Below are 26,074 nucleotides of genomic sequence, written 5' to 3' on the forward strand. Positions count from 1 at the left end.
TGCGTGCAACGTAACTCCCGACGACTCCCAGAAGTAATCTACATCCGCCGACGCGTCGCGGCGCTCGTAGTGCTTCTCGTGCTCATCGGCTCTGTGACCAGCATCTTGGTATACGTAAGCAAGAGCGCCAGCACGGAAACCATTACCGCGACCCCGACTTCCTCCGCAGGCTCGCCCACCACCGCGCCCACATCCTCCACCAACAAAGCTGAAAAAACAGGAGACACTCGCACAGACGAAGACACCGTAACCAGCGGAACAACCACCGGCACAAGCACAGAATCCAACCTCACACCTGTGAAAAAAGATACCTGTGAATTACAGGATCTTATCGTGGAAGCACGCAGTGACCGGCCGAGCTATGCAGCCGATGCGCAACCACACTTCTACCTCACGGTGCGCAATCCCACGACCGCAGATTGCGTCATTGACCTGCGTGAAGAACAGCTCCGCTTCGAGGTGTATGACTTGGCTACCAACAGCCGCATTTGGTCTGACATCGACTGCAACGCTTCCGAAGATTCCTCGGCGCGCACATTCCCCGCGGAATCGGAGCGTCACTACGAGGCGATTTGGTCGCGCACGTATTCCTCCCCGGGTAGCTGTGCCGGGCGGGAAAGCGTGCCATCGGGTTCTTATCTGCTCTACACCTTGGTGGGCACGAACAACTCAGACGGACAAACCTTCAATCTGAATTGACGCGTGTAAGAAGTTTAACGGCAGTAAAAGGTTTAACGGGTGTAAAAAACAAACGTGGTATATATACCCTCGGAGACCCGAGACCCGAGACCCGAGACACGTCACCGTCGGAGCCGGCTCAGGCCATCGTGGATGTGACGTGCCCACAAGGTGCCCACGTGGTCTACTTTCGCAATGTCGTCGATATTAGCCTCGAGCAGCCGGTGCAGGTCACCGAAATGACCAGCGAGTTTATCCATGAGGAAGGATTGCACCCGCGGTACGCGGTTGAGCACTCGGTAGCCGCGCGGTACCACCCATTGGTTTAGGGATTCTTCGGCGACGGGGAATCCGAGGATTCGGGCGACGAAAGTGCCTTTCACAAGGTCGGTATCGGGCAGCTGCTGGAGGGATTGCAGGGCGGCTTGTACTGCGGCGTCGTTAGGCAGGCCGTCGCTGACTAGGTAATCGCGGACGATAACCTCAAGGTCGTGTTCGTTGTCGCCGTGCAGTTCGGCGAGCTGGATGCCCAATTGCTTACCGTCGACGCCCAGTTCGATGACGTCGCGGTGGATCGTCGCCGCGGCCCGTCGCAGCATTTCCATGCGCTGCACCACGGCAACGACGTCCGCCACCGCCGAATAGTGGTTCAATTCCGCGCGGAACAGGTATTGGTTATCTCGATCAAGTCGCTGCCGGTAGCGTTCCATCGTGGCCAAACCTTGGTTTGCGCGGGAGAGGATTTCCGCGGAGTCCTGGAGCACATGCCGCTGGTCATTGACGTACACGGTAATCAGTTTCATTGATTGGCTTACGGCAATCACTGGGTATCCGGTTTGCAGGGCGGTGCGTTCCGCCGAGCGGTGGCGGGTGCCGGATTCGGAGGTTGGTAGCGCGGCGTCGGGCATGAGTTGCACGTTTGCTCGACGGATGCGGTTGCCGGAATCGGATAGCACGACCGCGCCGTCCATTTTGCACAGTTCCCGCAGACGCGTAGCGGTGAATTCGACGTCGAGTTCGAACCCGCCGTCGCAAAGCGTGGCGACCTGTTCGTTAAACCCGAGCACGATCAGCGCACCGGTGCGTCCGCGTAGGATTCGTTCCAGACCGTCGCGCAGTGCCGTGCCGGGGGCGAGACGCTTCAATGTCGCGTTGAGCGTCAAAGGGTGTGCATGCATAATGCGTTTAGCTTACTGCGTTGATGGCGGCTCGAATATCCGCGACATGTTCGATGTGCATGCCTGGAATTTCCGGGTCTTGACCCGCCGGGACGATAGCACGTGTGTACCCCAGCCGGTGGGCTTCTGTGAGGCGCCGTTGGAGGTTTGGTACGCGACGAATTTCGCCTGCGAGTCCGACTTCGCCCAACACCACGGTCTTTTCGGGCAGTGGGGTGCCGCTGAGCGCGGAGGCGGTGGCCAGTGCGACCGCGAGATCGGCTGCGGGCTCGCCCACTTTCATGCCGCCTACCGTGGCGATATACACTTCCTTTTCGGATGTGCGTTTGCCGGCGCGGGCGGCGAGGACGGCGAGCACCATGGGTACGCGCGCGGCGTCGAGACCTGTTACGGCGCGGCGCGGGTTTTTGTTTGGGGTATCCACCAGCAAGCTCTGTACTTCGGCAAGGATCGGACGCACTCCGTCCATGGCCACGGTGACGGCGGTGCCGTCGGGTGTGGCGTCGCGGTGGGAAAGAAATAACCCGGAGGGGTCCGAGATTTCTTTAATGCCGTCGGCTTGTTGTTCGAAGCAGCCGACCTCGTCGGTGGCGCCGAAGCGGTTTTTCATGCCGCGTAGCAGTCGGAGGCTGGAATGCCGATCGCCCTCAAAATTCAACACCACGTCAACTAAGTGTTCGAGCACGCGGGGGCCTGCGACGTTGCCGTCTTTGGTGACGTGCCCGACGAGCAGCACCGGCACCCCGGAAGTTTTTGCCAGGGTGGTGAGCGCCGCCGTTACCGCACGTGATTGTGCAACGCCGCCGGGTACGCCTTCCACGCCAGAGGCTTTCATGGTTTGTACGGAGTCGACGATGAGCAGGGAGGGTTTCAACGCTTGCACATGTCCGAACACAACATCGAGGTTTGGTTCGCTCGTGAGGTACAGCGTCTCATGCAGCGCCCCGGTGCGTTCCGCCCGCAGCCGCACCTGGCCTGCTGACTCTTCCGCCGTGACATACAATGCGATCCGTCCGAGCGCCGCCCACCGGGACGCAACCTCCAGCAGCAGCGTGGATTTTCCTACTCCCGGCTCCCCGGCCATCAGGACCACGCTTCCGGGAACGATGCCCGCACCCAGCACCCGATCTAGCTCCCCGATCCCAGTCTTGATGCTTGTCGACGCCGCCGCATCCACCGCAACAATCGGAACCGCCGGCGATGTCGGGGCCAAGGCCCCCACAACGTTTGATGTGCCAGGTGTGGATTCTTCGAGTGTGCCCCAAGACCCGCATTCCGGACAGCGCCCCAACCATTTCGGGCTGGAATACCCACACTCGGTGCAGGTATGGATGGTTCGTTCCTTTTTGGCCATGCCCAGTACTGTACTTGTCGCGCTGATCTGCGATTGTTTTAGAATCCACCCAATGATGTGCTGAACCCGCGCATGGTGTGCCGCCTAGCCCGGGATTGGTAGACCCCAATCCAATCCCGGTGGAAGTGAAGAGGGGCCCCGAAAGGCCCCTGTGAAACCCGCGAAGATTAGTGCTTTGCGTCCTTGGATTCCATCTTGTCGGAGACGACGCGATCTTCTTTGCCGGCCTCGTGCAGGTTTGCGGCGATCGGCGCCTCGACCTTCACCGAGCCGTTGTCGAACGTGAATTCCACTTCTTTGTGGCCGCCGACCGCGAAACCGGGATTCTTGATCTCCGTGCTGATGTGCTTGATGCACACGCCTTCGGTTTCGGTGAGCATGTCGGTGTATTCGGCTGCGTCCGCAACGATGGAGCAGTTGCGCTCCATGGCGGGGGTATCCGAAAGTGTGACTTCCGTGCCGCCAACCGAAACTTTCTTCAAGGAATGGGAGGTCATTTTCGTGTCATCGTTGACTGCGGTGAACTTCACCGCGGCCGAAGAATCATCGTTGACCACGATAGTTACGTCGCGGACGAGCACCTTGCCATCGTCTGTTTGTGCGGGAACGCCGTCAACTGCGGCGACCTGATCGGCGGTTTGGGAAATCTGACCAGCGCCGCAGGCGGTCAGGGTGGCCAGTGCAGCGATACCGGCGATGGCAATGCGGAGGGTTTTCACTTCTTGTCACTCCAACAGGGAAAGGGGGTCAGACGGGGGTTACGCGATTATCTTAGTCTGTACACTTGGTTCCCGCACTACACGGGGGGAATGGGGCCCGAAACGCGCAGGTCGCCCGCATGATACTATGTACGCTGTTGAAAAGAGGAAGCCGCAAGGAGTGGGTATGGAATTCAAGGTCGGTGACGTGGTGGTATACCCGCACCACGGCGCGGCGGTCATCGAGGCCATTGAGCAACGTGAACGGGGCGGCCAGGTAATCGATTACTTGGTGCTGCAGATCAATCAGTCTGACCTGACCGTGCGAGTCCCCGCCCAAAATGCCGAACTGGTTGGCGTACGCGACGTGGTCGGGGAGGAGGGCCTGCAAAAGGTGTTCTCCGTGCTGCGTGAGACTGATGTGGAGGAGGCCGGCAACTGGTCTCGCCGTTATAAGGCTAACCAGGAGCGGCTCGCTTCCGGCGATGTGAACAAGGTTGCTGAGGTGGTGCGCGATTTGTGGCGCCGCGATCAGGACCGGGGGTTGTCGGCCGGCGAGAAGCGCATGCTGGCGAAGGCTCGCCAGGTGCTGGTCGGGGAGTTGGCGCTTGCCAAGAATGTTGATGAGGCGAAGTCGGATGATCTGTTGGCCCAGATCGCGGCCACGATTGAGCGCCATCGCGCCCTGAAAATTGAGGACGAGCCGGAGAAGAAACCTGTCGAGGATATCGATCTCGACGATATTAACTTCGACGATGACGAAGACTAGCCCACCGCACATCCAGCTACCGGCCACCGAGCCATCAGTTACGGCGTTGGTGGTCGCCGCGGGACAGGGCACCCGATTGGGGGCGGGTATTCCGAAGGCGTTTGTTTCGGTGGGTGGTTCGACGTTGTTGGAACGTAGTGTTGCTGGCTTGCGCGCCGCTGGGGTGGCGGAGGTTGTGGTGGTGGTCAGCGCCGACATGGTGCAGACGGCCGAAGCCATGTTTGGCGGATCGGTCCGCGTTGTGGCCGGCGGGGCGGAGCGTATGGATTCGGTCCGCGCCGGACTTGCACACGTGAGCGGTGGGATCGTGTTGATTCATGATGCTGCCCGCGCCCTCACCCCACCCGAGATGATTCGTCGCGTGATTGCGGCGACCCGTCAGCACGGCGCGGTGATTCCTGTGCTGCCGGTGACGGATACGATGAAGCGGGTTGCGGGAGGGGTGGTCGTCGATACGCCGGATCGTAGCGAGTTGCGCGCTGTGCAAACGCCGCAGGGTTTCGACGTCGCGCAGCTCAAGGCAGCATACGCCGCTCGCCCGGATCGTCTGGCCACGGACGACGCTAGCCTCATGGAATGGAACGGAACTCCCGTGCGATGCGTGGATGGGGACGCGATGGCGTTTAAAGTCACCACCCCGCTGGACCTTGCACTCGCACGCGCACTGACCGAAGGAGAAACATGTTAATCCCGCGGGTAGGCGTGGCTACGGACGCTCACCAGGTGCAGCCCGGCAAACCTTGCTGGATCGCTTGCCTGCTCTTTGAAGGTGTGGACGGTTGCGAGGGCCACTCCGACGGGGACGTGGTGGCGCACGCGGTGGTGGATGCCTTGTTGTCGGCCGCAGGCCTCGGCGACTTAGGGAGTTTCGTCGGCGTCGGCCGCTCCGAATACGACAATGTTTCCGGCAAACGTCTCCTGCGGGAGGCGCGCGACCTGCTGGAATCGGAGGGGTTTGTCATCGGCAACGCCGCCGTGCAGCTGGTGGGTAACACCCCGAAGTTGGGGCCGCGGCGTAAGGAAGCGGAACGTGTGATGAGCGATTATATCGGTGCGCCCGTCTCCGTAGCCGCTACCACCACCGACCACCTGGGGTTCACCGGTCGCGGTGAGGGGCGTGCCGCTGTGGCGACTGCCGTGGTGTGGAAGCGGAACGATACACTTTAGGGTGTGAATCTACGACTCTTTGACACCAATACACGTACACTCCGCGACTTCGTCCCGCTGAAGCCGGGCCATGCTTCGGTGTATTTATGTGGTGCTACCGTCCAAACCATCCCGCACATTGGGCATGTGCGTTCCGGGGTCGCCTTTGACATCCTGCGGAATTGGTTGGAGGCCAAAGGGCTCGACGTTGCCTTTGTGCGCAACGTGACCGATATTGACGATAAAATCATCGCTAAGGCTGCCGAACATGGGCGGCCCTGGTGGGAATGGGCCGCTACGCATGAGCGGGCGTTCCAGTGGGCGTATGAGCAACTCGGGGTGCGGCCGCCGTCGATTGAACCGCGCGCCACTGGGCACATCACCCAAATAGTGGAGTACATTCAACGGATCATCGGCAACGGTCACGGCTACGCCGCCGACGGGAATGTGTATTTCCAGCCCACCACCCTCGCCGATTATGGGCAGCTGTCCGGGCAAAAGCTCGACGAGTTGGATCAGGGGGAATCCGCGGGCACCGGCAAGCGGGATCCGCGCGACTTTACCTTGTGGAAGGCCGCGAAACCGGGCGAGCCGAGCTGGCCAACGCCGTGGGGTCCGGGCCGTCCCGGCTGGCACATCGAATGCTCCGCGATGGCCACGACCTACTTGGGCGGCGAGTTTGATATTCACGCGGGAGGCTTGGACCTGCAATTCCCGCACCACGAGAATGAGATCGCCCAGGCGCACGGCGCGGGTGATGGGTTTGCGCGCTACTGGTTGCACAACGGTTGGGTCACCATGTCGGGCGAAAAGATGAGTAAATCCCTGGGCAATGTGCTGAGCGTGCCCAACGTGCTCACCTTGGTGCGCCCGGTAGAGCTGCGCTACTATCTGGGCAGCGCGCACTATCGTTCGATGCTGGAGTATTCGGAGGCGTCTTTGAAGGAGGCTGCCGCCGGGTATCGCCGGGTGGAGGCGTTTGTGCATCGTTTTGAAGACGCGGAACCCACCACTTGGACCGCGGGGTTTGAACAGGCTCTCGATGATGATTTGGGTGTTCCGGCGGCGCTCGCCGAGGTGCATACCGCCGTGCGTGCGGGCAACTCGGCGCTGGCCGCAGGCGATACCGAAACTGCCCGCGCTCTTGCCGGCCAGGTGCGCGCCATGATGGCCGTGCTCGGCGTGGATCCGCTCAGTGATACCTGGCGTGAAACCACCTCGACCAAGGCTATCGACGCCCTGAACGTACTGGTCAGCGCCGAGTTGCAGCGCCGTACCACCGCCCGCGAGCAGCGTGATTGGGCCACCGCCGATGAGGTTCGAGACCGACTGGCGGCGGCTGGCATTGATGTGGTGGATACCCCCAACGGCCCGGAATGGTCGCTGAAAGAAGAGGATTAGACAATATGGCAGGCAATTCCAAGCGCCAAGGTGCGATTCGTCAAACCAATAAAAAGGGCGCCCAGACTGGTTCTGGCGGAAAGGTGCGCCGCGGGCTGCGCGGGAAAGGCCCTACTCCGAAGGCGGAGGATCGCGTCTACCACGCAGCTCACAAGCGTAAGCTGGAGCGTCAGCGCAGGGACTCTGGACGTCACGTGAAGGAGCAAACCACGGAGCTGGTGGTTGGCCGCAACCCCGTGGTGGAATGCTTACACGCTAAGGTGCCGGCGAATGCCCTGTACGTGGTGGAAGGCACCTCCAACGATGACCGCCTTTCCGAAGCCGTCCACCTGTGCGCTGCCCGCAGCATCCCGGTGCTTGAGATTTCGCGCCACGAGTTGGATCGCATGACCGGTAACGGCATGCACCAGGGCATCGGCCTGCAGATCCCCCCATATCAATACGCCGAGGTGGAGGACCTGATCGACCATGTGGCGGCCGCCGGCGAACCCGGCATGATCGTGTGCCTGGACAACATCACGGACCCCCGCAATCTGGGCGCGGTGATTCGCTCCGTCGCCGCCTTCGGTGGGCACGGCGTGGTCATCCCAGAGCGCAGGTCCGCCTCCGTCACCGCAGTGGCGTGGCGCACTTCGGCGGGCACTGCCGCCCGCTTGCCCGTGGCGAAGGCGACGAACCTGACGCGCACCTTGAAGCAATTCCAGCAGGCGGGCTACCAGGTGGTTGGCCTCGACGCAGGCGGGGAACACACCTTGGATACCTACGACGGAACCACGCCGACCGTTATTGTTGTCGGTTCCGAGGGGAAAGGGATGTCCCGCCTCGTGCGGGAAACGTGCGACACGATCATGTCCATCCCCACCGCCGATTGGGTGGAATCGCTCAACGCTTCCGTTGCCGCCGGCGTGGTGCTTGGGGAATTCGCCCGCCAGCGTCGCGCCGCCCGCCGTTAGCCGCCGGGTTACGCCGCGAGGCGGCGTTCCCGGATCGCCCCGATCGCCCGGCACACCAGGTAGATCGCAAACGAAATGCTGGTCACAAACACACTGACCGGCAGCCCGGGCGCTAGGGACAGCACGAACCCACCGACGGCTGCTGCCAGGGCAAACGCCGTGGACAGCAGTACCGCGAGGAGAGGGTTTGCGGTGACGCTGATCGCCGCCGCGCCCGGCGTGATCAGCAGCGCAATGACCAGCAGCGCGCCCACAATCTGCACCGATTGCGCCGACGTTAACCCCACCAACACGGCAAACAGTACGGACATCAGCCGCACATTCACCCCGCTTGCCGACGCCATGACAGGATCCGCCGCAGCGAACAGTAATGGCCGCCACAACACGGCGACCGCCCCCACCACCAGCAGCACAATCACCGCGAGGAACCCCACGCTCGCCCCGGAAACCCCGACAATCTGGCCGGTGAGCAGTGTAAACGCGGTGGAAGCGCGGCCTGGGTACAGGTGAATAAACAACACCGATAGCCCCATGCCAAAGCTAAACACCACACCGATGGCACTATCTTGATTCCGCATGCCCAGCAGCGCCAGGACGATCGCCGCGACCACCGAACCAATCACCGCGCCGACGCCTACGTTTAATCCCGCCAGCAAGGCCGCGGACGCCCCCATCAGCGCCAACTCCGAGGTGCCATGTACCGCAAACGACATCCGGCGCAGCACCACCAGCGGGGCCATCACCCCAGAAACCACGCCGAGCAACGCCGCGGCCAGCAGGCCCTGGAGCACAAAGTCGACGCCCAGCAAGTACATGGTGTCCTGGTAAAACTGCTCCACGATTAAATCACCACCATGCGATCATCAACTCGCACCACATCGACCTTCGTGCCGTACAGTTCGCTCAGCACTTCGCCGCGCATCACCTCCGACACCGTGCCCACGGTGTGCCCGTGGGGTGCCAAATACAACACCCGATCAGTGGCCCGCATCACCGGGTTGATGGAATGCGTCACAAACACCACCGTTGCGCCGGAATGCTTGAGCAATTCGACAGTGCGCTTTTCCATGTTTAAATCAAGACTGAGTAGGGGCTCGTCGCACAACAACAATTCGGGATCGCCAGCGAGCGCCTGCGCTTGGCGCACCAGCTGCTGCTGTCCGCCCGACAGGGAGCCCGCCCGCCGGTCGGCCAAGTGACTCGCACCGACTCGCGCTAGCAGCTCGTCGACCTCCCGGCGTTTCGGGCTGCGGGAACGCAGCATCCCATGAGCGAGCGATAAACTTACCAAATCGCGGGCCCGCAACGGCAGCCCCGAAGGAAACATTCGCTGCTGCGGAATATAGCCAATACGATCCGTGGCAGTAATACTGCCCGCGGTGAGCTTCCGAGTACCCAAAATCGCGGCCAGCAACGTGGACTTACCAACCCCGTTCGGGCCTAACACGGTGAGGAACTCGCCCGATTCCACACGGAAATCCAGCCCCGACCACAGGGGCTGGATCCCAGCATTATGAAACGCTAACGTCACTTCGTGGCATCCGCCAGACGCTTCACAAAATCACTATAGAAGTCGAAATAGTTTTCGCCCTTGGCCGGCATTTCATACACATCAACCACCTTGATGCCCTTCTTCTCCGCGGCTTCGCGGATACGGCGCGTGGTATCGGTGGCGGTTTGCGGGGCGTCGATAAGCACTTTCATTTCGCCCTGCTCAATGGCGTCCAAAAACGCAGACACGTCCGCCGCAGTCGGTTCCGCCTCGTTCAGTGCGGAATGGTGGTAGCCCTCGGGTGTCACATCCTCAAGCTTGCTATCGGACACCAGCAAATCCGCAATCGGGTGCGTCTGCGCAATCTTCACCGCCGGCAACGCAGCAACCATTTCGTGCGCCGACTGCAACGACTCCGCCACCTTCTCCGGAGTGGTCTGCGCATCCGGGGCGGTCTCCCCAACTTTCGCCGCAAGGTCCTTCGCAAGGTCAGTCACCGCCTGATCATCGAACCAAACGTGCTCGTTAGAGCCCATTTCATGCGAGTGGCCCTCATGGGAGTGGCCGTGGTCGTGGTCGCCATGGTGATGGCCCGTGGTCAGCGGCAAGGCGTGCACAACCTTCGCTTCGTCCACGGCCTGGTACAGCCACGCGTCGTAGCCGCCCCCGCCGACGACCACGATGTCCGCTTCCTTCGCCTTTGCCAAATCAGCCGCGGCAGGCTCGAAGGAGTGAGGGTCCGTGTCTTGGCCCGAAACAATCGCCGTGATGTGCGCACCCGGCACAACCTGTTCCGCAACGTCCGCCCACACTTGCGTCGAGGCGACGATCTTGACGGCGTCGCCTTGGGTGCTGGCGGAGCTGGAGGAAGACGCGGCGCCGCTCGTAGCATTCGAGTCTGTTTGCGAGTTAGGTGTACAGGAAACCGCTAAGCAAGCGGCAGCAGAGATAGAAAGCAAGCGACGAATCATGTGTTCAACCATCGTGAAAATGGAAATGTTTGTCAAGTACGTTTTTGTTTGAACTGGTAAATTCGATGTATGGCAAAGCAGACCCTCGCCACGTTGGCGCGCGAGTTGGGTGTTTCACGGACCACAGTTTCGAATGCTTACAATCGTCCCGAACAGCTCTCGCCAGAGCTTCGGGAGAAAATCCTCGATACCGCCGCTCGACTCGGATACGCCGGGCCGGATCCGACCGCACGTTCGCTTCGCCGCAGGCGCACGGGAACGATCGGCGTCCTGTTTACTGACCACCTCACCTACGCGTTCGACGACCTCGCTTCGGTGGATTTTCTTGCCGGAATGGCTGAGGTTGGCCAAGAGCGGGGAGCGGCGCTCACGTTGGTGCCGGCGAAACCTTCCGGCGCGGTGGCTCCTGACCTGGTGAATTCCGCCGTGGTTGACGGGTTTGTCGTGTACTCCGTGGCCGCCCAAGACCCCTACTTACAGGCGGCCGTTGCCCGGCAATTGCCGCTCGTGGTGTGCGACCAGCCGGTGGGAACAAGCTTGCCCTTCGTTGGTATCGACGACCGCGCCGCCATCGCGCCCGCCGCTCGCGCACTGGTAGCCGCAGGGCACCGTCGAATAGGCATTCTGTGCATCCGCCTGGACCGATTGCGCAACGACGGCGAAGTTAGCGCGGAGCGGTTACATGCGGCGTCGTTACACGTGCAGCGCTCCCGCGTCCTCGGCGCGCTCGACGTGTTCCGCGACGCCGGCATTACGGGGGACATCCCCGTTGTGGAACGGCACATTAATGATCGCCAAAACAACCGCGATGCTGCACAAGAACTCCTGGAACGGCACCCCGACATTACGGCTGTTTTGTGCACCACGGACTCCATGTCGTTCGGCGTGCTCGATTACGCCGCGGAACGCGGCATCCGGGTGCCCGAAGACCTCTCCGTCACAGGTTTTGACGGCGTGTCCACCGCGCTCGCCCGTGGACTGACCACCGTGATCCAACCAAACCGCGAGAAAGGCATTGCATCCGCGCGTGCGCTCTTCCGGCTCATCGAGGGCGAAGCAATCGAACCCGAACGCATCCTCGACACCACCTGGTTCCCCGGCAACACCGTATCGACGCCGCGCGCTACGAACGCTGAGCTGCCAACGCGCTAAGGAACGTCTCCACCTGGTCAATTGACTCCAAGCGCAGCAGCGCCAACGTTTCACCAGCGCCCACCTTCACCCCAAGGTCGCCGGGTTGCATCACCGCAAAACCCGTCTCGTCCGTGGCATCATCACCAATAAACACCACGTGCGCGTCCCCGCGATTCGCACGAATCCAACCACCCTTGGACGTATCAAGCACCGAAAACTCCAACACACACTTGCCGTGGGTGACATCAATGCCAGGGCGGACCAGCGCCTCCGCACGTTTCAAGAGCTGCTCGCCCCCGCTGGCCATCCCGCGGGTGTGCAACACCCGGTGATACGGCTTCACCTCCACATGCGCCCCCTGATGCTCCTCTGCTAATGCCAGCAGCTCCCGCTCAAGATCTGCCAGCAACAACCGCTGAAGATCCGTCAGCACCGCCGGCTTCGTTCCCTCCGCACCGTGGCTGCCCACTAGCTCAATCGCCGACGAGACGGGGGCAAGCTGCCGCAATACATCCAGTGACCGGCCCGATAAAATCACCACCCGAGTATCTGGCAACGCTGCCAACTGCTCCAGCGCCGCAATCGAATTCGCATTCACCGGGACATTCATCGGATCCGCGCTGAACCCAGCCAACGTGCCATCAAAATCAGAAACCACGAGTAAAGGAGCCATACCACCATAGTGCCATTACGGTCGCCCTGCGCGCCTGAGATTGGTGGCTGCTAACCCACACTGGCGGTCAATGAGTACGTACATCGACAAGCGCTACCGCATCATCATTCGAACATGGTTACGGTTGGTGGTGGTTATGCAGTGCGAGCAGTACGCAACCTTTCCGAAGTGATTGAAGTTGGTGCGTTCAGCCTGACTCACCGCGAGAAACTTCACTCACAGGTTTTGCGTAATAGGAGATCTTTATGGGGGAGTCCCAATTTTGTTTGTTAATTTGTGGAGTGGCTTTGTCGGGCTGTAAACGCTGAGTAAAACAGTGCGTTTGCCAGCATTTTGTTGCCAGGTTATTTTACTGGTGGAATTACGGCTACGGTAGCAAGTCAACTTACGCTAAGCGCTAATCCACCAATCGAATACCTGGGCGGTCGATGGCTTCGCCGTCCTGGGTCAGCACCAAGTCCTTCCCATCGCGGGACATGCTGAAGCCGCCGTGGAGCATGTCGGTCAGGGCGTCGTGAAAGAACTTTTCCTTGCCGTCACAGTCAGCTTCTTTGATCTCCATGTCGTGGAATTCCACGTGGTCAGCGTCTGCGGGCTTTGCGCCCTCGCCATCCTTGGTAAACGTCACCCGCCCCTGGAACGGTGCGCACCCAGTGAAGCCCGCCACGGTGGAATCTCCGAACACCATGGTCGCGGTTCCAGCGACCGAATCCGGTAACCCGCTCGGTGTCCCTGGATCCGTATAAACGTTCGTAATTTGCCAGGTGGAGTCGACAACTTCGGGTTGCGTCGCTGAGCAACCCGTGAGCAATGCCGCACCGACACAGCAGACAACGCCAACGCGGATCATTGCAGGCACTCCAGGAAGCTTCGCGCCCATTCGTTGACGTCGTAGGTGAGCACTTGTTCGTGCAGCTCCAGCATGCGGGTGCGCGCATCCTCAGGGTCCGCAGTCAATGCGTTGAGCAGCTGGCGCTTCACGGATTCAATGTCGTGCGGATTGCACAACCATGCGCGCTGAAGTTCGATTGCAGAGCCTGCGAACTCGCTCAGCACCAGCGCACCGGAGCCGTCCCCGTGGCATGCCACGTACTCTTTTGCCACCAAGTTCATCCCGTCCTTATAAGCGGTAATGAACATCACGTCCGCACGCTTGTAGTAGCGCAACAGTTCTGCCTTCGACAGTGACCTGTGCATATAGTGCACCACCGGGTGCGCCACCGTGCCGAATCGACCATTGATTCGCCCCACGGCTTCCTCGACTTGCGACCGCGTACGGCGGTATTGGTCGATGCGTTCCCGCGACGGCGTCGCAATCTGAATCAGCATGGTGTTCGCCGCCTCCACCGCGCCCGATTCGAGCAGTTCTTCGAATGCGAGGAGGCGCTGTAGGATGCCCTTAGTGTAGTCAAGGCGGTCCACGCCAAGAATGACCGTGCCCTCCGCCTCGATCGGTTCTACGTTCGCCGCGGCCGCCGCCACTTCCGAAGAGTCGATCGAAATTGGGAACGCCGCCACCCCGACCTTGCGCCCGTCCGGCGCGGTGATATACGCCGTAACCTCGCGTATCGACGCCGTCCCTTCCACGCGTAGTTTGTCCGGCTGCCCAATCGTCGAACCGGTGAGCGTGACCTGTCGCGCCAAGGACAAAAAGTTCTCGGTATTTTGTTCGAGGTGGAAGCCGATCAGATCCGCGCCCAACAGCCCACGCATCAGCTCCTCGCGCCACGGCAACTGGCGGAACAGATCTGCCGACGGGAACGGAATGTGCAGGAAGAAACCGATTTTCAGGTCAGGCCGCAGCTGCCGCAGAATGCCTGGTACGAGCTGCAATTGGTAGTCCTGGATCCACACCGTCGCCCCTTCGGAGGCTACCTCCGCGGCTTCCTGAGCGAACTTGTGGTTGACGTTGCGGTAGGTTTCCCACCACGTGCGGTGGTACTCCGGCGGCACGATTAAGTCATGGTACAAAGGCCACAGCGTGGCGTTAGAAAAGCCTTCGTAAAATTCCTCGTAGTCGCCCTCGGTGAGGGTGACGGGGTGGAGGAGCACGCCGTCAGCTTCGAACGGCTCGGGTGCTTCGTCCGGCACACCGGGCCAGCCGACCCAGCATCCGTGGTGGCGCGCCAGCACTGGCGACAGGGCCGTGACAAGACCGCCGGGACTTGGCGACCACTCGTGAGTTCCGTCTGGATGGGTCGTCAGGTCAACCGGCAGCCTGTTGGCTACCACCACGAAATCACTGTTCATGACTTCTTCGCAGCCTTCTTCGTTGTTTTCTTCGTCGTCTTCTTGGCGGCTTTCTTAGTTGTCTTCTTCGTGGCCTTCGTGGCCTTTTTCGCAGCCTTCTTGGTGGTCTTCTTCGTGGCCTTCTTGGCGGCTTTCTTTGGCGCGTTAGCTTCTTCATGCTCGGCGGCGATGCGGCTGTAGCGAAGCCCCTCAGGTTCCACACCCAACATGCACATCAGGGTTGCGCAATCAAAAAAGTCCGTAGAGTAGGTTGCAACAATGCGACGGGCTGCCTCGGCGGTCTCTTCCTCCACCGCGTGCAGCGACTCGGCGTTGGTGTTGCGGGTGTCAGTGACCTTCGGTGGCACGGATCCTCCTGGGTGATAAAAGACAAACTTGGTAGCTCATTCTACGCCATTCGCTTGGCAAACGCGCGGTACCGCAGCAATACCGGGGGTCGGCGAAGTTTTCGAGCGCACCATTCGCCGAGGACCACGCCGGCGGCCAGCGCGGAACCGATCGCCAGTGCTAACACCATGCTGGAGAAGCCCACCAAGGTTTGAGAATGCAGGATTGCGTACATGCCGCGGTAGATGGACAACCCAGGCAGCAGTGGGGTAATGCCCGCGATAGCGGTGATGAGCGGCGGGATCAAGAATCGACGTGCCAGCAAGCCGCCTGCCAAGCCGATAATCGTTGCCGCGACACTAATTGCGACGACTGGCGGCACGCCGAGTGGCAGCAACACCGCATAGTACATAAACGAACCGGTCGTGGCGGTCAGCCCCGCTACCACCACCGACGACCACTCCGAGTAACACGCCACCGCATAGGTTGCCGACGCCAACCCTCCCGCAACAACCTTCACCGTTACCGAAGTCAGGTTTGGATTTGCGCTGGTTTGCAGTTGCGGAAGCGTCACCCCGATGGCGTGCGATGCCTCGATACCAATCGCCACCCCGGCGACGATGCCGCCCGTGAGCATGATTGTTTCGAAGAAGCGTGCGCTGGCGGTGACTGGGGCGCCGGTGATACCGTCCTGCATTGCTTGGACCAGGGTCAACCCGGCCAGCATCACCACGATTCCTGAGGCGACGATTTGCGCTGGGGAAACCTCAAAGCCCAGCAGGTTCGCCCACCGGTACGACAAGGCGGCTGGCACGGTGGCAATGAAACCGCCAAACACGTTCTGGAAGAACGGCGGCAGTCCGCGTTGATCCAGCCACGCGCTACCACCCATAATCACCCCGGCGACGATAAAGGAGATAACCGCTACCAGAAGGTCACCACCGAGTAATACGGCCACGGCCGCGCCGAATAGGGACCAGCCAAACCATGCAGTGCGGAAGCCATAGGGCGGTGGGGCGTGCATGAGCTCGTCGAGAATCTTGTCTGCTACTTCCGGTGGAGTCGCGCCCGCGCAAATCGATCGGATAAGTCGGTCCACTTCCGAAAGCTTGGAGAAATCCACCGTCAGCCGACGCACCACCCGGAACACACTTAACGGAGTTTTCTTTTCCACGCCAATGTTTGTGGAGATTGTAATCGTGTTCAAAGTGATGTCCACATGGCAGTACAGCAAACCATACGAGGAGGTCACTGCGTGAATTTGCGCCTTTGTATCGTTATTGCCGGTGCCGGAAGACAACAAGACATCGCCGATGCGCGCCGCCAAGTCCATCACGGTGGAAACCTGGCTGGGGTCCGTCAGGTCTACGGGCGCCAACGGTGACGGCGGCGGTGCGGCTTTCACGGCGTCGATAGTGGCGACGCGGCCGGAAAGCAAACGGTCGAACAGTTTCATGCAGGTGCCTTTGTGGATTGGGCTCAGCGAGGGACGTCAGGTACGATCTTGTGGCAGTGCTGGAGTGGCGCAATCGGTAGCGCAACGGTCTTGTAAACCGTAGGTTGCGAGTTCAAGTCTCGTCTCCAGCTCCACACAACAGCAGGTTAAGGTAGCCCCTTAGCCTGCTGTTGTCGTATACCCGTGGGGAATATTCGACAGTAAACCCGCCGACGTTACGCCACGCCATTTGGTGTTGCGTGAGCAGCAAGTTTTGGCGACTTCACTGGAAGCAACAATATCGCGCCGATAGCAAGAATGAGCGCAATTCCGATGATTCCGGCGCGGTCCGTCCCTGCTAATGAAACGGATGTGCCAAAAGCGATCGGGGCGAGCCAACTTACCGCGCGCCCAGTGGTCGCATACAGGCCAAACATTTGGCCCTCGCGGCCATCCGGTGTCATGCGCGACAAAAACGAACGACAAGAGCTTTGTGCCGGGCCCACGAACAACGTGAGGATAAGGCCGAAAATCCAGAAGTTTACTGGCCCGTCGAGGAAATACAAGGTAGAGCACATGGCCACCATGGCAATGAGCGAGCCGACAATCACCGGCTTCGGGCCGATCAGATCGTCCAAATACCCCATGCCCAGTGCCCCAAGTGCGCTTACTACGTTTGCGGCAACACCGAACAATAAGACGTCGCCGGCGCTGAGCCCATAGGAGGACACGGCGAGGATAGCACCGAAGGTAAACACGCCCGCAAGGCCATCACGCAGCACCGCGGATGCGAGCAAGAAATACACTGCGTGCCGATCCTCATTCCACAATTCCTTAATCTCTTGGGCGAGCCGTTTATAAGATTCCTTGATGCCTCCGGATTGTGCCGTCGGGTCTGGCGCAATTTCGGGGACGCGCACCATAAGCGGGATCGCCGACAGCAAAAACCAAAACGCGGCCAGCAGCGCCACGAGCCGAATATTCCAACCCTCGGCAATCGGCACATTCAGCAACCCGCGGGTGTCTCCTTCGCCCTGGATAAAGCCCAAATAGCTAATCAGCAGGACGACAATGCCCCCGAAATACCCCATGGACCAGCCGAAACCGGAAATCCTGCCAACGTTTTCCGGGGTGGATACCTGGCGCAACATGGCAAAATAGCTCACTTCTGCCAGCTGGAACACAATGGACGCGATGCCCATGATGACAAGGGCCGCCCAGAAATACCCGATGTGCGTGTTCTTGATAAAGAACAGGCAGGCCATGAGCACGAAGGCGACCCAAGACCAGACTGTCACGCTGCGTTTGCGGGTCCCCTTAATATCAGTGCGGCGGCCCATCACCGGGGCGGTGAGCGCAATACACACGCCCGCAATACCCATCGCATAGCCGTACCAGCCGGAGGCCGATACCGAGCTGAAGCCAGACAACCACGAGGGGAGTTGTTCGCCTACGTTGGCCCCCACCGAATCGGTGAGGTACACCGCGAAAATAAAGGTAACCAATACGGCGTTGAACGCGGCGGAACCCCAATCCCACAGCGCCCACGCTAGGACAGTTTTTCGGTCAGTGCGGGCGCCTGGCTGCGTGGTCGTACTCATGGACAAAACCTTAGTACGTCACGGCAAAAACTATCTTGTGGAAAACCAAGACGGGCTATTGGCGTGCCGTGAGACGCAACCGAGGAATCACGACAGCAAGGGCATTAGCAAAGCCAAGGTAGGAGATCGCCATGCCTAACAGGCCTAAGCCAATGTTTGCGCCGCCAGCAACGTCTGCGGAGGAAACCGCAAAGAAGACCACAAATGCTAGGACCAATGCGAGCACAGCGACGGACAGCGCCCGCGTAATTCTTGGGGCTTTATCCCCAAGGAACCATTGTGTGCAAACGATGGCTGCGACGAGGCCCGCAGCGGTGATTTGCAGCAAGCTTAATACGTAAAGATCAAACACGCCGGTTGATTCGGCACCGGAGGCTACCAAGATGGTAGAAATCACAACAAGAAGCATACTAAATAATGCAAAACAAATGTTTGCTATGCTTAAAATGCGCTTCATGTCATTCCTTAATGTTAGACGGATCGATGGTCGAGAGTGAAGATTGAGATCACTCAGAGTGCTTAAAGGGTGTTGGATTCGATTGTGCCTTAAATACACTTAGGAGATTCGCTGTTTGCGCGTAGTCCATGTTGGCACGAAAAATGCATTAAAATAATTGTTAATGACAGTTACGTCGTTTCGGCGCCTAGCTGATTAAAAGCCCAATTCTACCAGTATTCTCAGTCAGGCGCCAGAAACGATCCTCAAGATTGCTTAGTTATTCAAACCCCGTCCTTGATAGAACCTTCCTCCGAAAGCCCTGACTGCTGAGTAGTAGCCACCAGTCACCGAGCGACATGCATCTTTTTCGGGGTTGGTCGCGCGAGTGTTGTTGCAAACCCGACGAAGGTCGCTCAGGAATCGATTGTCGCAATCGAGGCGATTTACGCGGCTGTTTCTTCCGTAGCAACGATCATGGGCATCACATGCAGGGCGGAAATTAAACTTTCCGAAGCGGTCTGGGGAGTAGCTGCATCCATTTGCTGCGCGGAAAGTGGTGTAGTTGTTACCGGAACCTTGCATGATCGATGACGCTTCTTCAAAGCCTTGGATGAACTCAGGTGATGTCTGGTCCACGTTATGAGCTTCAAGTACCGCGACAGTAGCTTGCTCCATTTCGATGGGCAGGGAATTTTCTGCATTTGCGGTCGGAAGCGTCAGTGCAGTGATTGCCATTAGCAATGCAACTGCTGAAGCGGACAAACGGTGCTTGAGGGAAGTGCAAATTGACATACTCCATGTATCCTCTCGAATAGTGTACAGGTTAGCCATTGGCTTAGCATAAGGTTACCCATCCTTAAGTTTTAGCTCAAAGACTATTCTCAAACACCCCCGACACCAAATGAAATAGTAGCGATTGTTCGTGCTGTATTTTATAGGAAACCCATATCAAGCCCCACTGAAAAAGCCATGTCGGGATTGATAAATAGCTTTCAGTTTTGTGTGCAACTAAAAGATAAGTAGCTACAAATTATTTTCGTGGGGGCGTTTTCACTTTTACAGATTTCGGCATTATGTATCTATGGAAAGTTGTGGGGGTAACCTGCAGATTATGTGCGATTTGGTGTGGGAGTCCTTTGTTATCGGTTTCACGAGCCGATGTTGTTGGGTTAGATTTGTTAGGGGTATTGAAAGGCGTAACGAATGAGTGTAAGGATGTCCTGTGCCATTGAAAGAATTGGTGAAGTATGCCGCACCTTACATGTGCCCTTAGCCGGTTGTTGCTGCTGACTAGGATCCTTATCTCCGAGATTGTGTAACCTCTCGGCCTTCGGTACTGACTTTTTGGTTCATTCATTTCGATCTGTGTCTTTTGTTAAAGCTTGAAGGTTATTCATGGGTGCTTGTAGAAGAATAGTTTGGTGAGGGTTTGTATTGTGCGCTTCGTGGTGGCTACGGGTAATCGGCAGTCGATGCGAAGTATTCTCCAGTTTTTGATGTGGGCGATTGCTTGTTCGTTTGCCCCAGCGGATCGATGTAATGGCATTGTTGAAGTGTTGCTACCAGGGTTCGAGAACTTTTTGCCCGTTTTTGCGTTTCTGGGGGATGCCAAAACCAGTACCTACGTACCCAAGGTCAGCGGTGAGATAATCGCCTGGCAACACGGTGGTAATGCGCAGTGTGTCGGCGATGCGTTTATCGTGGGCTCTCCCAGGCGTTGGCGGGCTGATGTACATAGGTATTGCCGCTCTGGTTGGTCAAGACCGCGAGGTTTTGGCCGGTCGTTTTATGTTTTGCCGCTGATCAACTATTGTTGCCCTTTCCATGACCGCCCATGGCGCCAACGTGCCATCGAGGACGCGATGGCGGGTTGGTACGAGATCGTCCACGGTTGGTGCGGCTGGGAGAAAGCGTTCCAAAAGGTCAAGGACTGTGTTGATGGCGCGGGAAGTTTTCGGTTGGGACACCCCGTAGATCGTGGCGATCACACGTTGCGGGAGGTTTTTTACTCTAGTAGTAGACCAAGGTGCATTCCAGACTGTTGGCCAACCCCAAACTAAGGGGCAATGGTGTGTATAACCTGCGGTTTCGATGTCGTTGGCTAGTCCGAAAATCTCATCAGTCGAACATTTGCTAGTACTTGCCCAGCGGTACAATTTTCAATGAGTACGGTCAAGCTTCCCAGCGTAACTTTTGTACTTTTGTAGCCAAGGTTTTAATCCTTGCGCGAACGCTCAAGGCCGTGAAATCCCGCGCGGGGTGCGGCTCAGTGAAGTGCATGTGATCGGTCTTGTTGGTGGTGCAGTGATTTGGGGGCCGGAAGAAGCCGACGGATTTTTGCGCGCAGGCAGATTCGACATGCCGGCCATCGAGTGGCGGCGTTTGCGCAGGACGCCGAATTCGCCATGTCAGATCTGCCTGAGGCAGATGTTGTGGGGCCGATAGATGGCAAAAGGTTCAATCTTGTACGCGCTTCACGGCTTTGCCAATAGCTTGCTTTGATAGATCCTGTGCTTTCGCTGAATTGCGATCGTCCTGATTTTCTTCATGGGGACACCTCAGTGAGACCCCGGTTGAAGAATAGTAAGACGAGCCCTAGGTCGGCGGTGGCGCACAACCCATCGGCGGTGTAATGCGGAGGGGCTGAAGTGGCTGGCACTGGACATGGCGGGAGGTTCGGAAGAGTTCGAACTTGAATGTGTGGAAAGGCCGTGCCCCTAAGAACGTGCCCCTTAGAACGTGCCCGTTAGAACCAGTAGGTCACTGTATAGGGGCCTTCTTCGTCGCGGATGGTTTGGCAGGCCAGAGTTTCACCATCGCGGATGTCGTAATCGCTTAACACATGGTTGACAAGCATGTGCGATTTTCCGCCCTCGAGGCTGCACTGGCAGGCACCGCATTGGCCTTGCTGGCACGAGTAGTTGGCGGGGACATCGGCGGCGAGCAGGGCGTCGAGAAGCGTTTGGTTGGCCGGCCAATCGAAAGCGTACTCGTTGTCGTCTTTATAGGCTTTATGTGTCATCGTGTGCGTTTCGGTGAGGCGGAAGGGTTGACTGGGCGCAGAGACTCTACCGTTTGGGTAACGAGCGCGCGCACGCGTTTATCCATCGTCATGTCTGCGTGCAATACCACGGCGAGGGGGTAATCGTCCTGTACCCATAAGTTCGTCGCGGTATCCAAAAAGCAGGATTCAGCGGGCACGACGGTGCTGTCTGTGCGGGTGGCAATGCACGTGTAGCCAACCTCGGGGGCGCACTCGGGCCCTGTGTTGAGCTCCGCGAGGAACCGCGAGCCGGTGATTTGTTGCATGCCGGCAGGTCCGAAATAGGTGATGATCATTTTGCTCATCAGCTCAGCTTGCTTGCCGGAAGCCACCAATTTGCCGAGCATCCCGCCGAGTGTGGTCCCGTGATTGGGGCTCGAGAGGCAGATCACATGTTTGGTATGGCGATCGCCGCCCAAGTGTTTGATGTAGTAGCGCGCCAGCACCCCGCCCTGCGAATGGCCCACCAAGATGACCTTTTCCGCGCCGGTGGTGGCGAGAATGACGTCAATACATGCTCGGATCTGGTCGGCGGATTCCTCGATAGGGTTGGTGGCGCGGTAGCCGTAGCCGGGGACGAACACCGCCCACCCGAGCCCGCGGAGTTGCGCGGCGAGGTCTTTCCAATCGCCGGGGCTGCCGGACGTGCCGTGGATAAGCACGATCGGCCACGGCCGCTGCGGGGTGGGGCGGGCTCGCCAATCGTCCTCTACCCAGCCACGGGAGGGGATTTTCGTGCCGAGTGGTTCCGGCATCTGGGCGTACGCTCCTAACTTGAGTAATCGTCGCGGGTTAGGCGGATTCAAGGGCGGCGCGGATTTTCGCGGCGGCTTCGTCCATGAGCGCCGGGTCGGTGTCGTTCATGCCAATCACGTTGGCGAAGTTATAGTCGCGCATGCTGGCGGTGGGGAAGACGTGGATGTGGGTGTGCGGGACGTCGAAACCCGCGATAATGTAGCCCGCGCGAGGGCAATCGAACGCCTTGATGATCGCTTGGCCCACTTGTTGGGCTACCTCGTTCACCCGTGCCCACACCGCGGGCTCAAGGTCGGTCCAACGATCCACTTCGGCGACGGGGACCACGAGGGTGTGCCCGTATGCGAGGGGTTCGATAGTGAGAAACGCTACAACGTCGTCGGCGCGATATACGAACCTGCCTGGCAGTTCGCCGTTGATAATTTTGGTGAATACGGTGCTCATATTGTTTAAGCGTAGCCGCGCTGGGCAAGCCTCGCCGTGAGGTCTAGCGTGGTGTGGTGTGAGACGGTATCGGCACCAACTCAGCCCCGCGCAATTGGTCGCGGGAAGCTTCCTGTTGTTGATTTTGGTGGGCACGGGGTTGCTCATGCTGCCAATCGCTCGCGCCGGCGCGGATTCCGCTGACCTCACCACAGCGTTGTTTACCGCAACGTCGGCGGTGGCGCTCACCGGCTTAGTGGTGGTGGATACGGCGACGTATTGGTCCCATTTCGGTCAGCTCGTGATCTTGGCGTTGATCCAACTCGGCGGCCTCGGCATTATGACACTTGCCACGCTCGCCAGCCTCGCAATCGTGGGCCGTATCGGCGTGCGCGGCCGGTTGAACGCCGCCGCGGAGGGGCGTGGCCGCGCGATTAGTGAGGTGAAGCCACTCCTCCTCGGCGTTCTCGGCTTCACCGTGGCCATCGAAGCGCTGGTTGCCGCGCTGTTGACGCTGCGGTTTCGCGCGGACATGGACTGGCCCGCCGCCGTGTGGGAAGGCGTGTTCCATTCCATTTCTGCGTTTAACAACGCCGGTTTTGGGCTCAAGCCGGACAACCTTGTCGCCTACGTTGGCGACCCCGCAGTGATTTTCCCCATTGCTGTAGCGATTATCCTGGGCGGCCTCGGCTTCCCCGTGCTCACGGAATTGTTTCTACGTTTGCGTGTGCGCCGAAGATCATCATTGACCTTGGTTTTTACCCTTTGGGGTACGGTCGTGTTGCTGGTGGTGGGAACCGTGGTTACCGCGGCCCTGGAGTGGAACGGGGTGTTGCAGGGCTTCAGCACACCCGAGAAGCTCCTCGCCGCTTGGTTTCACAGCGTGTCCAGCCGCACGGCAGGGTTTAACTCAGTGGATGTGGGCCACATGCACCCCTCCACCCTGGCCGTGACTAACGTGCTCATGTTTATCGGCGGCGGCTCTGGCGGCACGGCGGGCGGGGTGAAGATCACCACTCTCGCCGTCCTTGTCAGCGTGCTTGTTTCGGAGGTGTGTGCCCAGGATCAGGTGTTGGTGCGGGGCCGACGGATTCCGGACCGTACTGTCCGCCAGGCGCTGGCCGTGCTGGTGATTTCGCTGATGCTCATCGGTTTTGGGGTGACCACAATTCAAATCCTTGCTCCCCAATGCACCTCGGCGCAGGTGACGTTTGAGGTGTTTAGCGCGTTCGCCACCGTGGGGTTGTCTACGGGCATTACCGCCGCGTTGCCTACCGCAGCGAAATACGTGCTCATTGTGCTCATGTACGCGGGCCGTATTGGGCCGATTACGGTGGTGGCGGCGTTGGCGGAGCGGCAGAATCGTAGGTTGTATTCCTTCCCAGAAGAAAGGCCGTTCATTGGTTAAAAGGTTCTCGCGCCAGCACCCGGTGGTGGTGATTGTTGGGCTGGGCCGCTTCGGCTTGGCGCTTGGTGAGGAGTTGATGCATTCGGGCGTGGAGGTGCTCGGCGTGGATGCGAACGAAGCCGTGGCGACGAAGGCCGCCCCGATGCTTACGCACGTGGTCATTGCCGACGCCACCGACATTGACGCACTGCGCCAATTGTTCCTCGAGGAGGCGCAGCGCGTGGTGATTGGCATCGGCTCGGATATGGCGGCTTCCGTGCTGGCAGCGTCCGCGATTGTGGAGCTCGGTGTGCCCAGCATTTGGGCGAAGGCGGATAGTGCCCCGCACGCTAAGATTTTGCGGCAGATTGGGGTGCATCACGTCATCCGCCCGGAGCGGGATACTGGCCGCCGGGTGGCGCATTTGATTGCCGGCGGGCTGCAGGAGTACACCGAGTTCGACCGTGATTTCGCCATGGTGAAGCTCGCGCCGCCGCTGTCCATGCTGGGTAAACCAGTGGAGGCAACCCCACCGGGCGTGGATATTGTTGCGGTTCGACCCGCGGAAGGCCGCTTTTCGACGCCCGCGCCAGGCACCGTGATCACCTCCGGCGACCTGATCGTCGCAGCGGGCCGCATCGAAGACCTGGAACGCTTCGGTACCTCCGGGTAGAGGTGTTTACACTAAAGTGCATGCGCATTCTTGTAATCGGTTCGGGCGCCCGTGAACACGCCCTATTGTTAGGACTTTCGTTCGATCCCGCGGTGTCCGAATTGCACGTCGCTCCCGGCAACGCGGGCATGGCCGAGCTCGCCCAAATGCACGAGGTGAAGGTGGATGATCCGGTGGCGGTTACCGCCCTGGCGCAATTCTTAGGTGCCGACCTCGTGGTAGTTGGCCCGGAAATCCCGTTGGTTGCCGGCGTGGCTGACGCGCTGCGGGCCGCTGGAATCGCAGTGTTTGGACCGAATAAAGATGCGGCACGAATTGAGGGTTCGAAAGCCTTTGCCAAGGATGTTATGGCGGCTGCCGGGGTGCGCACCGCGCATGCGGAGGCTATCGCGCCGGGGGCAGATGACGCTGAGATCGAAGCTGTGCTCGACCGTTTCGGCCCCACCTGGGTGGTGAAGGACGACGGCCTTGCCGCAGGTAAGGGTGTGGTGGTCACCCCGGATCGCGCGGCCGCCCGTGCGCATGTGGACGCCGTGCTCGCGGCGGGCAACCCCGTGCTGCTGGAAAGCTTCCTCGATGGCCCGGAGGTTTCCCTGTTTTGCCTGGTAGATGGCGAAACCGTGGTGCCGTTACTGCCCGCGCAGGATCACAAACGTGTGCGCGACAACGATGAAGGCCCGAATACTGGCGGCATGGGGGCGTATTGTCCGCTGCCGTGGCTGCCCGCCGACGGTGTGCAGCGCATTGTCGACGAAGTATGCGTGCCGGTGGCCAAGGAGATGGTTGCCCGCGGTTGCGCATATTCCGGCCTGTTGTACGCCGGTTTGGCGTGGGGCGCGGAAGGCCCCGCCGTGGTGGAATTCAATTGCCGATTCGGCGACCCAGAAACCCAGGCCGTGTTGGCGTTGCTGAAGACCCCGCTGGCAACCCTGCTCAACGCCGTGGCCACGGGTACGCTTGCCGCTCAGCCGCCGCTCGAATGGGAGGACGGTTACGCGCTCACTGTAGTGCTTGCAGCGAAGGATTACCCCGACACCCCGCGCACCGGGGACGTTATTACGGGTGCCGAACATCCTTCCGTGCGCCACGCTGGCACCGCACGCAACAGCGAGGGCGAGCTTGTTTCCGCAGGCGGGCGGGTGCTCAACGTGATTGGTACCGGGCCCACTCTTGCCGACGCCCGCGACTCGGCCTACGCGGTCTTGTCCGGCATCGAACTCTCGGGCGGTCACTACCGCAGCGACATCGCATTGCCCGCAGTGCAAGGTCGCATTTCTGTGTGAGCAGCCATGG

At 59.6% G+C, this 26,074-nt stretch carries 28 protein-coding genes and 1 tRNA gene; 11 read left to right on the forward strand and 18 right to left on the reverse strand.

Annotation, left to right across the window (positions count from 1 at the left end):
• Positions 1 to 3 precede the first annotated feature (3 nt).
• Positions 4 to 699, forward strand: a complete 696-nt coding sequence (locus tag Q4D83_RS06390; protein ID WP_303173989.1) for a hypothetical protein — start codon at positions 4 to 6, stop codon at positions 697 to 699.
• Between the two features lie 101 nt (positions 700 to 800).
• Here the strand turns inward: Q4D83_RS06390 and disA are convergent, their stop codons facing one another.
• The 3 genes from disA to Q4D83_RS06405 all read right to left on the reverse strand — a co-directional run bounded on the left by disA (position 801) and on the right by Q4D83_RS06405 (position 3,929).
• Positions 801 to 1,856, reverse strand: a complete 1,056-nt coding sequence (disA, locus tag Q4D83_RS06395; protein ID WP_303173991.1) for a DNA integrity scanning diadenylate cyclase DisA — start codon at positions 1,854 to 1,856, stop codon at positions 801 to 803.
• Between the two features lie 7 nt (positions 1,857 to 1,863).
• On the reverse strand, positions 1,864 to 3,210 hold the full coding sequence (radA, locus tag Q4D83_RS06400; protein ID WP_303173993.1) for a DNA repair protein RadA: 1,347 nt from the start codon (positions 3,208 to 3,210) through the stop codon (positions 1,864 to 1,866).
• A gap of 167 nt (positions 3,211 to 3,377) precedes the next feature.
• Positions 3,378 to 3,929, reverse strand: a complete 552-nt coding sequence (locus tag Q4D83_RS06405; RefSeq protein ID WP_303173995.1) for a hypothetical protein — start codon at positions 3,927 to 3,929, stop codon at positions 3,378 to 3,380.
• A gap of 166 nt (positions 3,930 to 4,095) precedes the next feature.
• On the opposite strand from Q4D83_RS06405, the gene Q4D83_RS06410 reads away from it, so the two are divergent.
• Genes Q4D83_RS06410 through rlmB form a run of 5 tightly spaced genes read left to right on the forward strand, consistent with a single transcriptional unit; the run spans position 4,096 to position 8,177 of the window.
• Positions 4,096 to 4,677 (forward strand): CarD family transcriptional regulator, encoded by a 582-nt coding sequence (locus Q4D83_RS06410; protein WP_303173997.1) that lies wholly within the window; start codon positions 4,096 to 4,098, stop codon positions 4,675 to 4,677.
• Entirely contained in the window at positions 4,664 to 5,365 is a 702-nt protein-coding gene (gene ispD / locus Q4D83_RS06415) for a 2-C-methyl-D-erythritol 4-phosphate cytidylyltransferase (protein WP_303173999.1), read from the forward strand. The genes Q4D83_RS06410 and ispD overlap by 14 nt, the downstream gene beginning before the upstream one ends.
• The gene (ispF, locus tag Q4D83_RS06420; RefSeq protein ID WP_303174001.1) at positions 5,359 to 5,844 is read left to right on the forward strand and encodes a 2-C-methyl-D-erythritol 2,4-cyclodiphosphate synthase; all 486 of its coding nucleotides are present in this window, start codon (positions 5,359 to 5,361) and stop codon (positions 5,842 to 5,844) included. The genes ispD and ispF overlap by 7 nt, the downstream gene beginning before the upstream one ends.
• A 3-nt stretch (positions 5,845 to 5,847) precedes the next feature.
• Positions 5,848 to 7,224: a cysteine--tRNA ligase gene (gene cysS, locus Q4D83_RS06425; protein WP_303174003.1), complete on the forward strand. Its 1,377-nt coding sequence runs from the start codon at positions 5,848 to 5,850 to the stop codon at positions 7,222 to 7,224.
• 5 nt (positions 7,225 to 7,229) lie between these two features.
• Positions 7,230 to 8,177, forward strand: a complete 948-nt coding sequence (rlmB, locus tag Q4D83_RS06430) for a 23S rRNA (guanosine(2251)-2'-O)-methyltransferase RlmB (RefSeq protein WP_303174004.1) — start codon at positions 7,230 to 7,232, stop codon at positions 8,175 to 8,177.
• An 8-nt stretch (positions 8,178 to 8,185) separates the two neighbouring features.
• Here the strand turns inward: rlmB and Q4D83_RS06435 are convergent, their stop codons facing one another.
• From Q4D83_RS06435 to Q4D83_RS06445, 3 genes are read right to left on the reverse strand one after another with little or no spacing between them, the layout of a single operon-like run.
• Positions 8,186 to 8,992, reverse strand: a complete 807-nt coding sequence (locus Q4D83_RS06435) for a metal ABC transporter permease (protein ID WP_303174158.1) — start codon at positions 8,990 to 8,992, stop codon at positions 8,186 to 8,188.
• A 26-nt stretch (positions 8,993 to 9,018) separates the two neighbouring features.
• Positions 9,019 to 9,708 carry a metal ABC transporter ATP-binding protein gene (locus tag Q4D83_RS06440; RefSeq protein ID WP_303174005.1) on the reverse strand — a complete coding sequence of 230 codons (690 nt, stop codon included), beginning with the start codon at positions 9,706 to 9,708 and terminating at the stop codon, positions 9,019 to 9,021.
• Positions 9,705 to 10,640 (reverse strand): metal ABC transporter solute-binding protein, Zn/Mn family, encoded by a 936-nt coding sequence (locus Q4D83_RS06445; RefSeq protein WP_303174007.1) that lies wholly within the window; start codon positions 10,638 to 10,640, stop codon positions 9,705 to 9,707. The genes Q4D83_RS06440 and Q4D83_RS06445 overlap by 4 nt, the downstream gene beginning before the upstream one ends.
• A gap of 69 nt (positions 10,641 to 10,709) precedes the next feature.
• On the opposite strand from Q4D83_RS06445, the gene Q4D83_RS06450 reads away from it, so the two are divergent.
• Positions 10,710 to 11,792, forward strand: a complete 1,083-nt coding sequence (locus tag Q4D83_RS06450) for a LacI family DNA-binding transcriptional regulator (protein ID WP_303174010.1) — start codon at positions 10,710 to 10,712, stop codon at positions 11,790 to 11,792.
• On the opposite strand, the gene otsB is transcribed toward Q4D83_RS06450, so the two are convergent.
• The 5 genes from otsB to Q4D83_RS06475 form a co-directional block, all read right to left on the reverse strand.
• Complete coding sequence (otsB, locus tag Q4D83_RS06455; RefSeq protein ID WP_303174012.1) at positions 11,764 to 12,447, reverse strand: trehalose-phosphatase; 684 nt, start codon at positions 12,445 to 12,447, stop codon at positions 11,764 to 11,766. The genes Q4D83_RS06450 and otsB overlap by 29 nt on opposite strands.
• 397 nt (positions 12,448 to 12,844) lie before the next feature.
• Complete coding sequence (locus Q4D83_RS06460; RefSeq protein WP_303174014.1) at positions 12,845 to 13,297, reverse strand: META domain-containing protein; 453 nt, start codon at positions 13,295 to 13,297, stop codon at positions 12,845 to 12,847.
• Positions 13,294 to 14,697: a trehalose-6-phosphate synthase gene (locus Q4D83_RS06465; protein WP_303174015.1), complete on the reverse strand. Its 1,404-nt coding sequence runs from the start codon at positions 14,695 to 14,697 to the stop codon at positions 13,294 to 13,296. The genes Q4D83_RS06460 and Q4D83_RS06465 overlap by 4 nt, the downstream gene beginning before the upstream one ends.
• Positions 14,694 to 15,044: a hypothetical protein gene (locus Q4D83_RS06470; protein ID WP_303174016.1), complete on the reverse strand. Its 351-nt coding sequence runs from the start codon at positions 15,042 to 15,044 to the stop codon at positions 14,694 to 14,696. Before Q4D83_RS06470 ends, Q4D83_RS06465 begins: the two co-directional genes overlap by 4 nt.
• A gap of 41 nt (positions 15,045 to 15,085) precedes the next feature.
• Positions 15,086 to 16,480, reverse strand: a complete 1,395-nt coding sequence (locus Q4D83_RS06475; RefSeq protein ID WP_303174017.1) for a threonine/serine exporter ThrE family protein — start codon at positions 16,478 to 16,480, stop codon at positions 15,086 to 15,088.
• Between the two features lie 58 nt (positions 16,481 to 16,538).
• Between Q4D83_RS06475 and Q4D83_RS06480 the strand changes: the two genes are divergently transcribed.
• Positions 16,539 to 16,614, forward strand: a tRNA-Thr gene (locus Q4D83_RS06480).
• An 81-nt stretch (positions 16,615 to 16,695) separates the two neighbouring features.
• Here the strand turns inward: Q4D83_RS06480 and Q4D83_RS06485 are convergent.
• From Q4D83_RS06485 to Q4D83_RS06515, 7 genes are all read right to left on the reverse strand, one after another.
• Positions 16,696 to 18,060, reverse strand: a complete 1,365-nt coding sequence (locus Q4D83_RS06485; protein WP_303174019.1) for an MFS transporter — start codon at positions 18,058 to 18,060, stop codon at positions 16,696 to 16,698.
• Positions 18,061 to 18,115: 55 nt separating this feature from the next.
• Complete coding sequence (locus Q4D83_RS06490) at positions 18,116 to 18,457, reverse strand: hypothetical protein (protein ID WP_303174021.1); 342 nt, start codon at positions 18,455 to 18,457, stop codon at positions 18,116 to 18,118.
• Positions 18,458 to 18,772: 315 nt separating this feature from the next.
• Positions 18,773 to 19,330 carry a phospholipase A2 gene (locus tag Q4D83_RS06495; protein WP_303174022.1) on the reverse strand — a complete coding sequence of 186 codons (558 nt, stop codon included), beginning with the start codon at positions 19,328 to 19,330 and terminating at the stop codon, positions 18,773 to 18,775.
• Positions 19,331 to 20,058: 728 nt separating this feature from the next.
• Positions 20,059 to 20,235, reverse strand: a complete 177-nt coding sequence (locus Q4D83_RS06500; protein ID WP_303174024.1) for a hypothetical protein — start codon at positions 20,233 to 20,235, stop codon at positions 20,059 to 20,061.
• A gap of 1,010 nt (positions 20,236 to 21,245) precedes the next feature.
• Entirely contained in the window at positions 21,246 to 21,521 is a 276-nt protein-coding gene (locus Q4D83_RS06505; RefSeq protein WP_303174025.1) for a 2Fe-2S iron-sulfur cluster binding domain-containing protein, read from the reverse strand.
• Entirely contained in the window at positions 21,518 to 22,297 is a 780-nt protein-coding gene (locus Q4D83_RS06510; RefSeq protein WP_303174026.1) for a triacylglycerol lipase, read from the reverse strand. The genes Q4D83_RS06505 and Q4D83_RS06510 overlap by 4 nt, the downstream gene beginning before the upstream one ends.
• A gap of 37 nt (positions 22,298 to 22,334) precedes the next feature.
• Positions 22,335 to 22,742 carry an HIT family protein gene (locus tag Q4D83_RS06515; protein WP_303174027.1) on the reverse strand — a complete coding sequence of 136 codons (408 nt, stop codon included), beginning with the start codon at positions 22,740 to 22,742 and terminating at the stop codon, positions 22,335 to 22,337.
• A gap of 58 nt (positions 22,743 to 22,800) precedes the next feature.
• On the opposite strand from Q4D83_RS06515, the gene Q4D83_RS06520 reads away from it, so the two are divergent.
• From Q4D83_RS06520 to purD, 3 genes are read left to right on the forward strand one after another with little or no spacing between them, the layout of a single operon-like run.
• Positions 22,801 to 24,129 (forward strand): TrkH family potassium uptake protein, encoded by a 1,329-nt coding sequence (locus Q4D83_RS06520; protein ID WP_303174028.1) that lies wholly within the window; start codon positions 22,801 to 22,803, stop codon positions 24,127 to 24,129.
• Positions 24,122 to 24,781, forward strand: a complete 660-nt coding sequence (locus Q4D83_RS06525) for a TrkA family potassium uptake protein (RefSeq protein WP_303174029.1) — start codon at positions 24,122 to 24,124, stop codon at positions 24,779 to 24,781. The genes Q4D83_RS06520 and Q4D83_RS06525 overlap by 8 nt, the downstream gene beginning before the upstream one ends.
• Before the next feature lie 20 nt (positions 24,782 to 24,801).
• Positions 24,802 to 26,064 (forward strand): phosphoribosylamine--glycine ligase, encoded by a 1,263-nt coding sequence (gene purD / locus Q4D83_RS06530; protein WP_303174031.1) that lies wholly within the window; start codon positions 24,802 to 24,804, stop codon positions 26,062 to 26,064.
• The last annotated feature ends 10 nt before the right edge of the window (positions 26,065 to 26,074 follow it).

The organism is Corynebacterium sp. (assembly GCF_030532715.1).
In the GTDB taxonomy this organism is placed as follows: Bacteria; Actinomycetota; Actinomycetes; order Mycobacteriales; family Mycobacteriaceae; genus Corynebacterium.

What these genes read in the sequence shown, in the direction of transcription:
- ispD (WP_303173999.1), top strand. Translation starts at nt 4,664, where the DNA reads ATGACGAAGACTAGCCCACCGCACATCCAGCTACCGGCCACCGAGCCA.
- Q4D83_RS06500 (WP_303174024.1), bottom strand. Translation starts at nt 20,235, where the DNA reads ATGTACATCAGCCCGCCAACGCCTGGGAGAGCCCACGATAAACGCATC.
- Q4D83_RS06435 (WP_303174158.1), bottom strand. Translation starts at nt 8,992, where the DNA reads ATGTACTTGCTGGGCGTCGACTTTGTGCTCCAGGGCCTGCTGGCCGCG.
- Q4D83_RS06495 (WP_303174022.1), bottom strand. Translation starts at nt 19,330, where the DNA reads ATGGCTAACCTGTACACTATTCGAGAGGATACATGGAGTATGTCAATT.
- Q4D83_RS06410 (WP_303173997.1), top strand. Translation starts at nt 4,096, where the DNA reads ATGGAATTCAAGGTCGGTGACGTGGTGGTATACCCGCACCACGGCGCG.
- Q4D83_RS06450 (WP_303174010.1), top strand. Translation starts at nt 10,710, where the DNA reads ATGGCAAAGCAGACCCTCGCCACGTTGGCGCGCGAGTTGGGTGTTTCA.
- otsB (WP_303174012.1), bottom strand. Translation starts at nt 12,447, where the DNA reads ATGGCTCCTTTACTCGTGGTTTCTGATTTTGATGGCACGTTGGCTGGG.
- radA (WP_303173993.1), bottom strand. Translation starts at nt 3,210, where the DNA reads ATGGCCAAAAAGGAACGAACCATCCATACCTGCACCGAGTGTGGGTAT.
- purD (WP_303174031.1), top strand. Translation starts at nt 24,802, where the DNA reads ATGCGCATTCTTGTAATCGGTTCGGGCGCCCGTGAACACGCCCTATTG.
- Q4D83_RS06485 (WP_303174019.1), bottom strand. Translation starts at nt 18,060, where the DNA reads ATGAGTACGACCACGCAGCCAGGCGCCCGCACTGACCGAAAAACTGTC.
- Q4D83_RS06445 (WP_303174007.1), bottom strand. Translation starts at nt 10,640, where the DNA reads ATGATTCGTCGCTTGCTTTCTATCTCTGCTGCCGCTTGCTTAGCGGTT.
- Q4D83_RS06515 (WP_303174027.1), bottom strand. Translation starts at nt 22,742, where the DNA reads ATGAGCACCGTATTCACCAAAATTATCAACGGCGAACTGCCAGGCAGG.
- Q4D83_RS06460 (WP_303174014.1), bottom strand. Translation starts at nt 13,297, where the DNA reads ATGATCCGCGTTGGCGTTGTCTGCTGTGTCGGTGCGGCATTGCTCACG.
- Q4D83_RS06465 (WP_303174015.1), bottom strand. Translation starts at nt 14,697, where the DNA reads ATGAACAGTGATTTCGTGGTGGTAGCCAACAGGCTGCCGGTTGACCTG.
- rlmB (WP_303174004.1), top strand. Translation starts at nt 7,230, where the DNA reads ATGGCAGGCAATTCCAAGCGCCAAGGTGCGATTCGTCAAACCAATAAA.
- Q4D83_RS06505 (WP_303174025.1), bottom strand. Translation starts at nt 21,521, where the DNA reads ATGACACATAAAGCCTATAAAGACGACAACGAGTACGCTTTCGATTGG.
- disA (WP_303173991.1), bottom strand. Translation starts at nt 1,856, where the DNA reads ATGCATGCACACCCTTTGACGCTCAACGCGACATTGAAGCGTCTCGCC.
- Q4D83_RS06510 (WP_303174026.1), bottom strand. Translation starts at nt 22,297, where the DNA reads ATGCCGGAACCACTCGGCACGAAAATCCCCTCCCGTGGCTGGGTAGAG.
- Q4D83_RS06475 (WP_303174017.1), bottom strand. Translation starts at nt 16,480, where the DNA reads ATGAAACTGTTCGACCGTTTGCTTTCCGGCCGCGTCGCCACTATCGAC.
- ispF (WP_303174001.1), top strand. Translation starts at nt 5,359, where the DNA reads ATGTTAATCCCGCGGGTAGGCGTGGCTACGGACGCTCACCAGGTGCAG.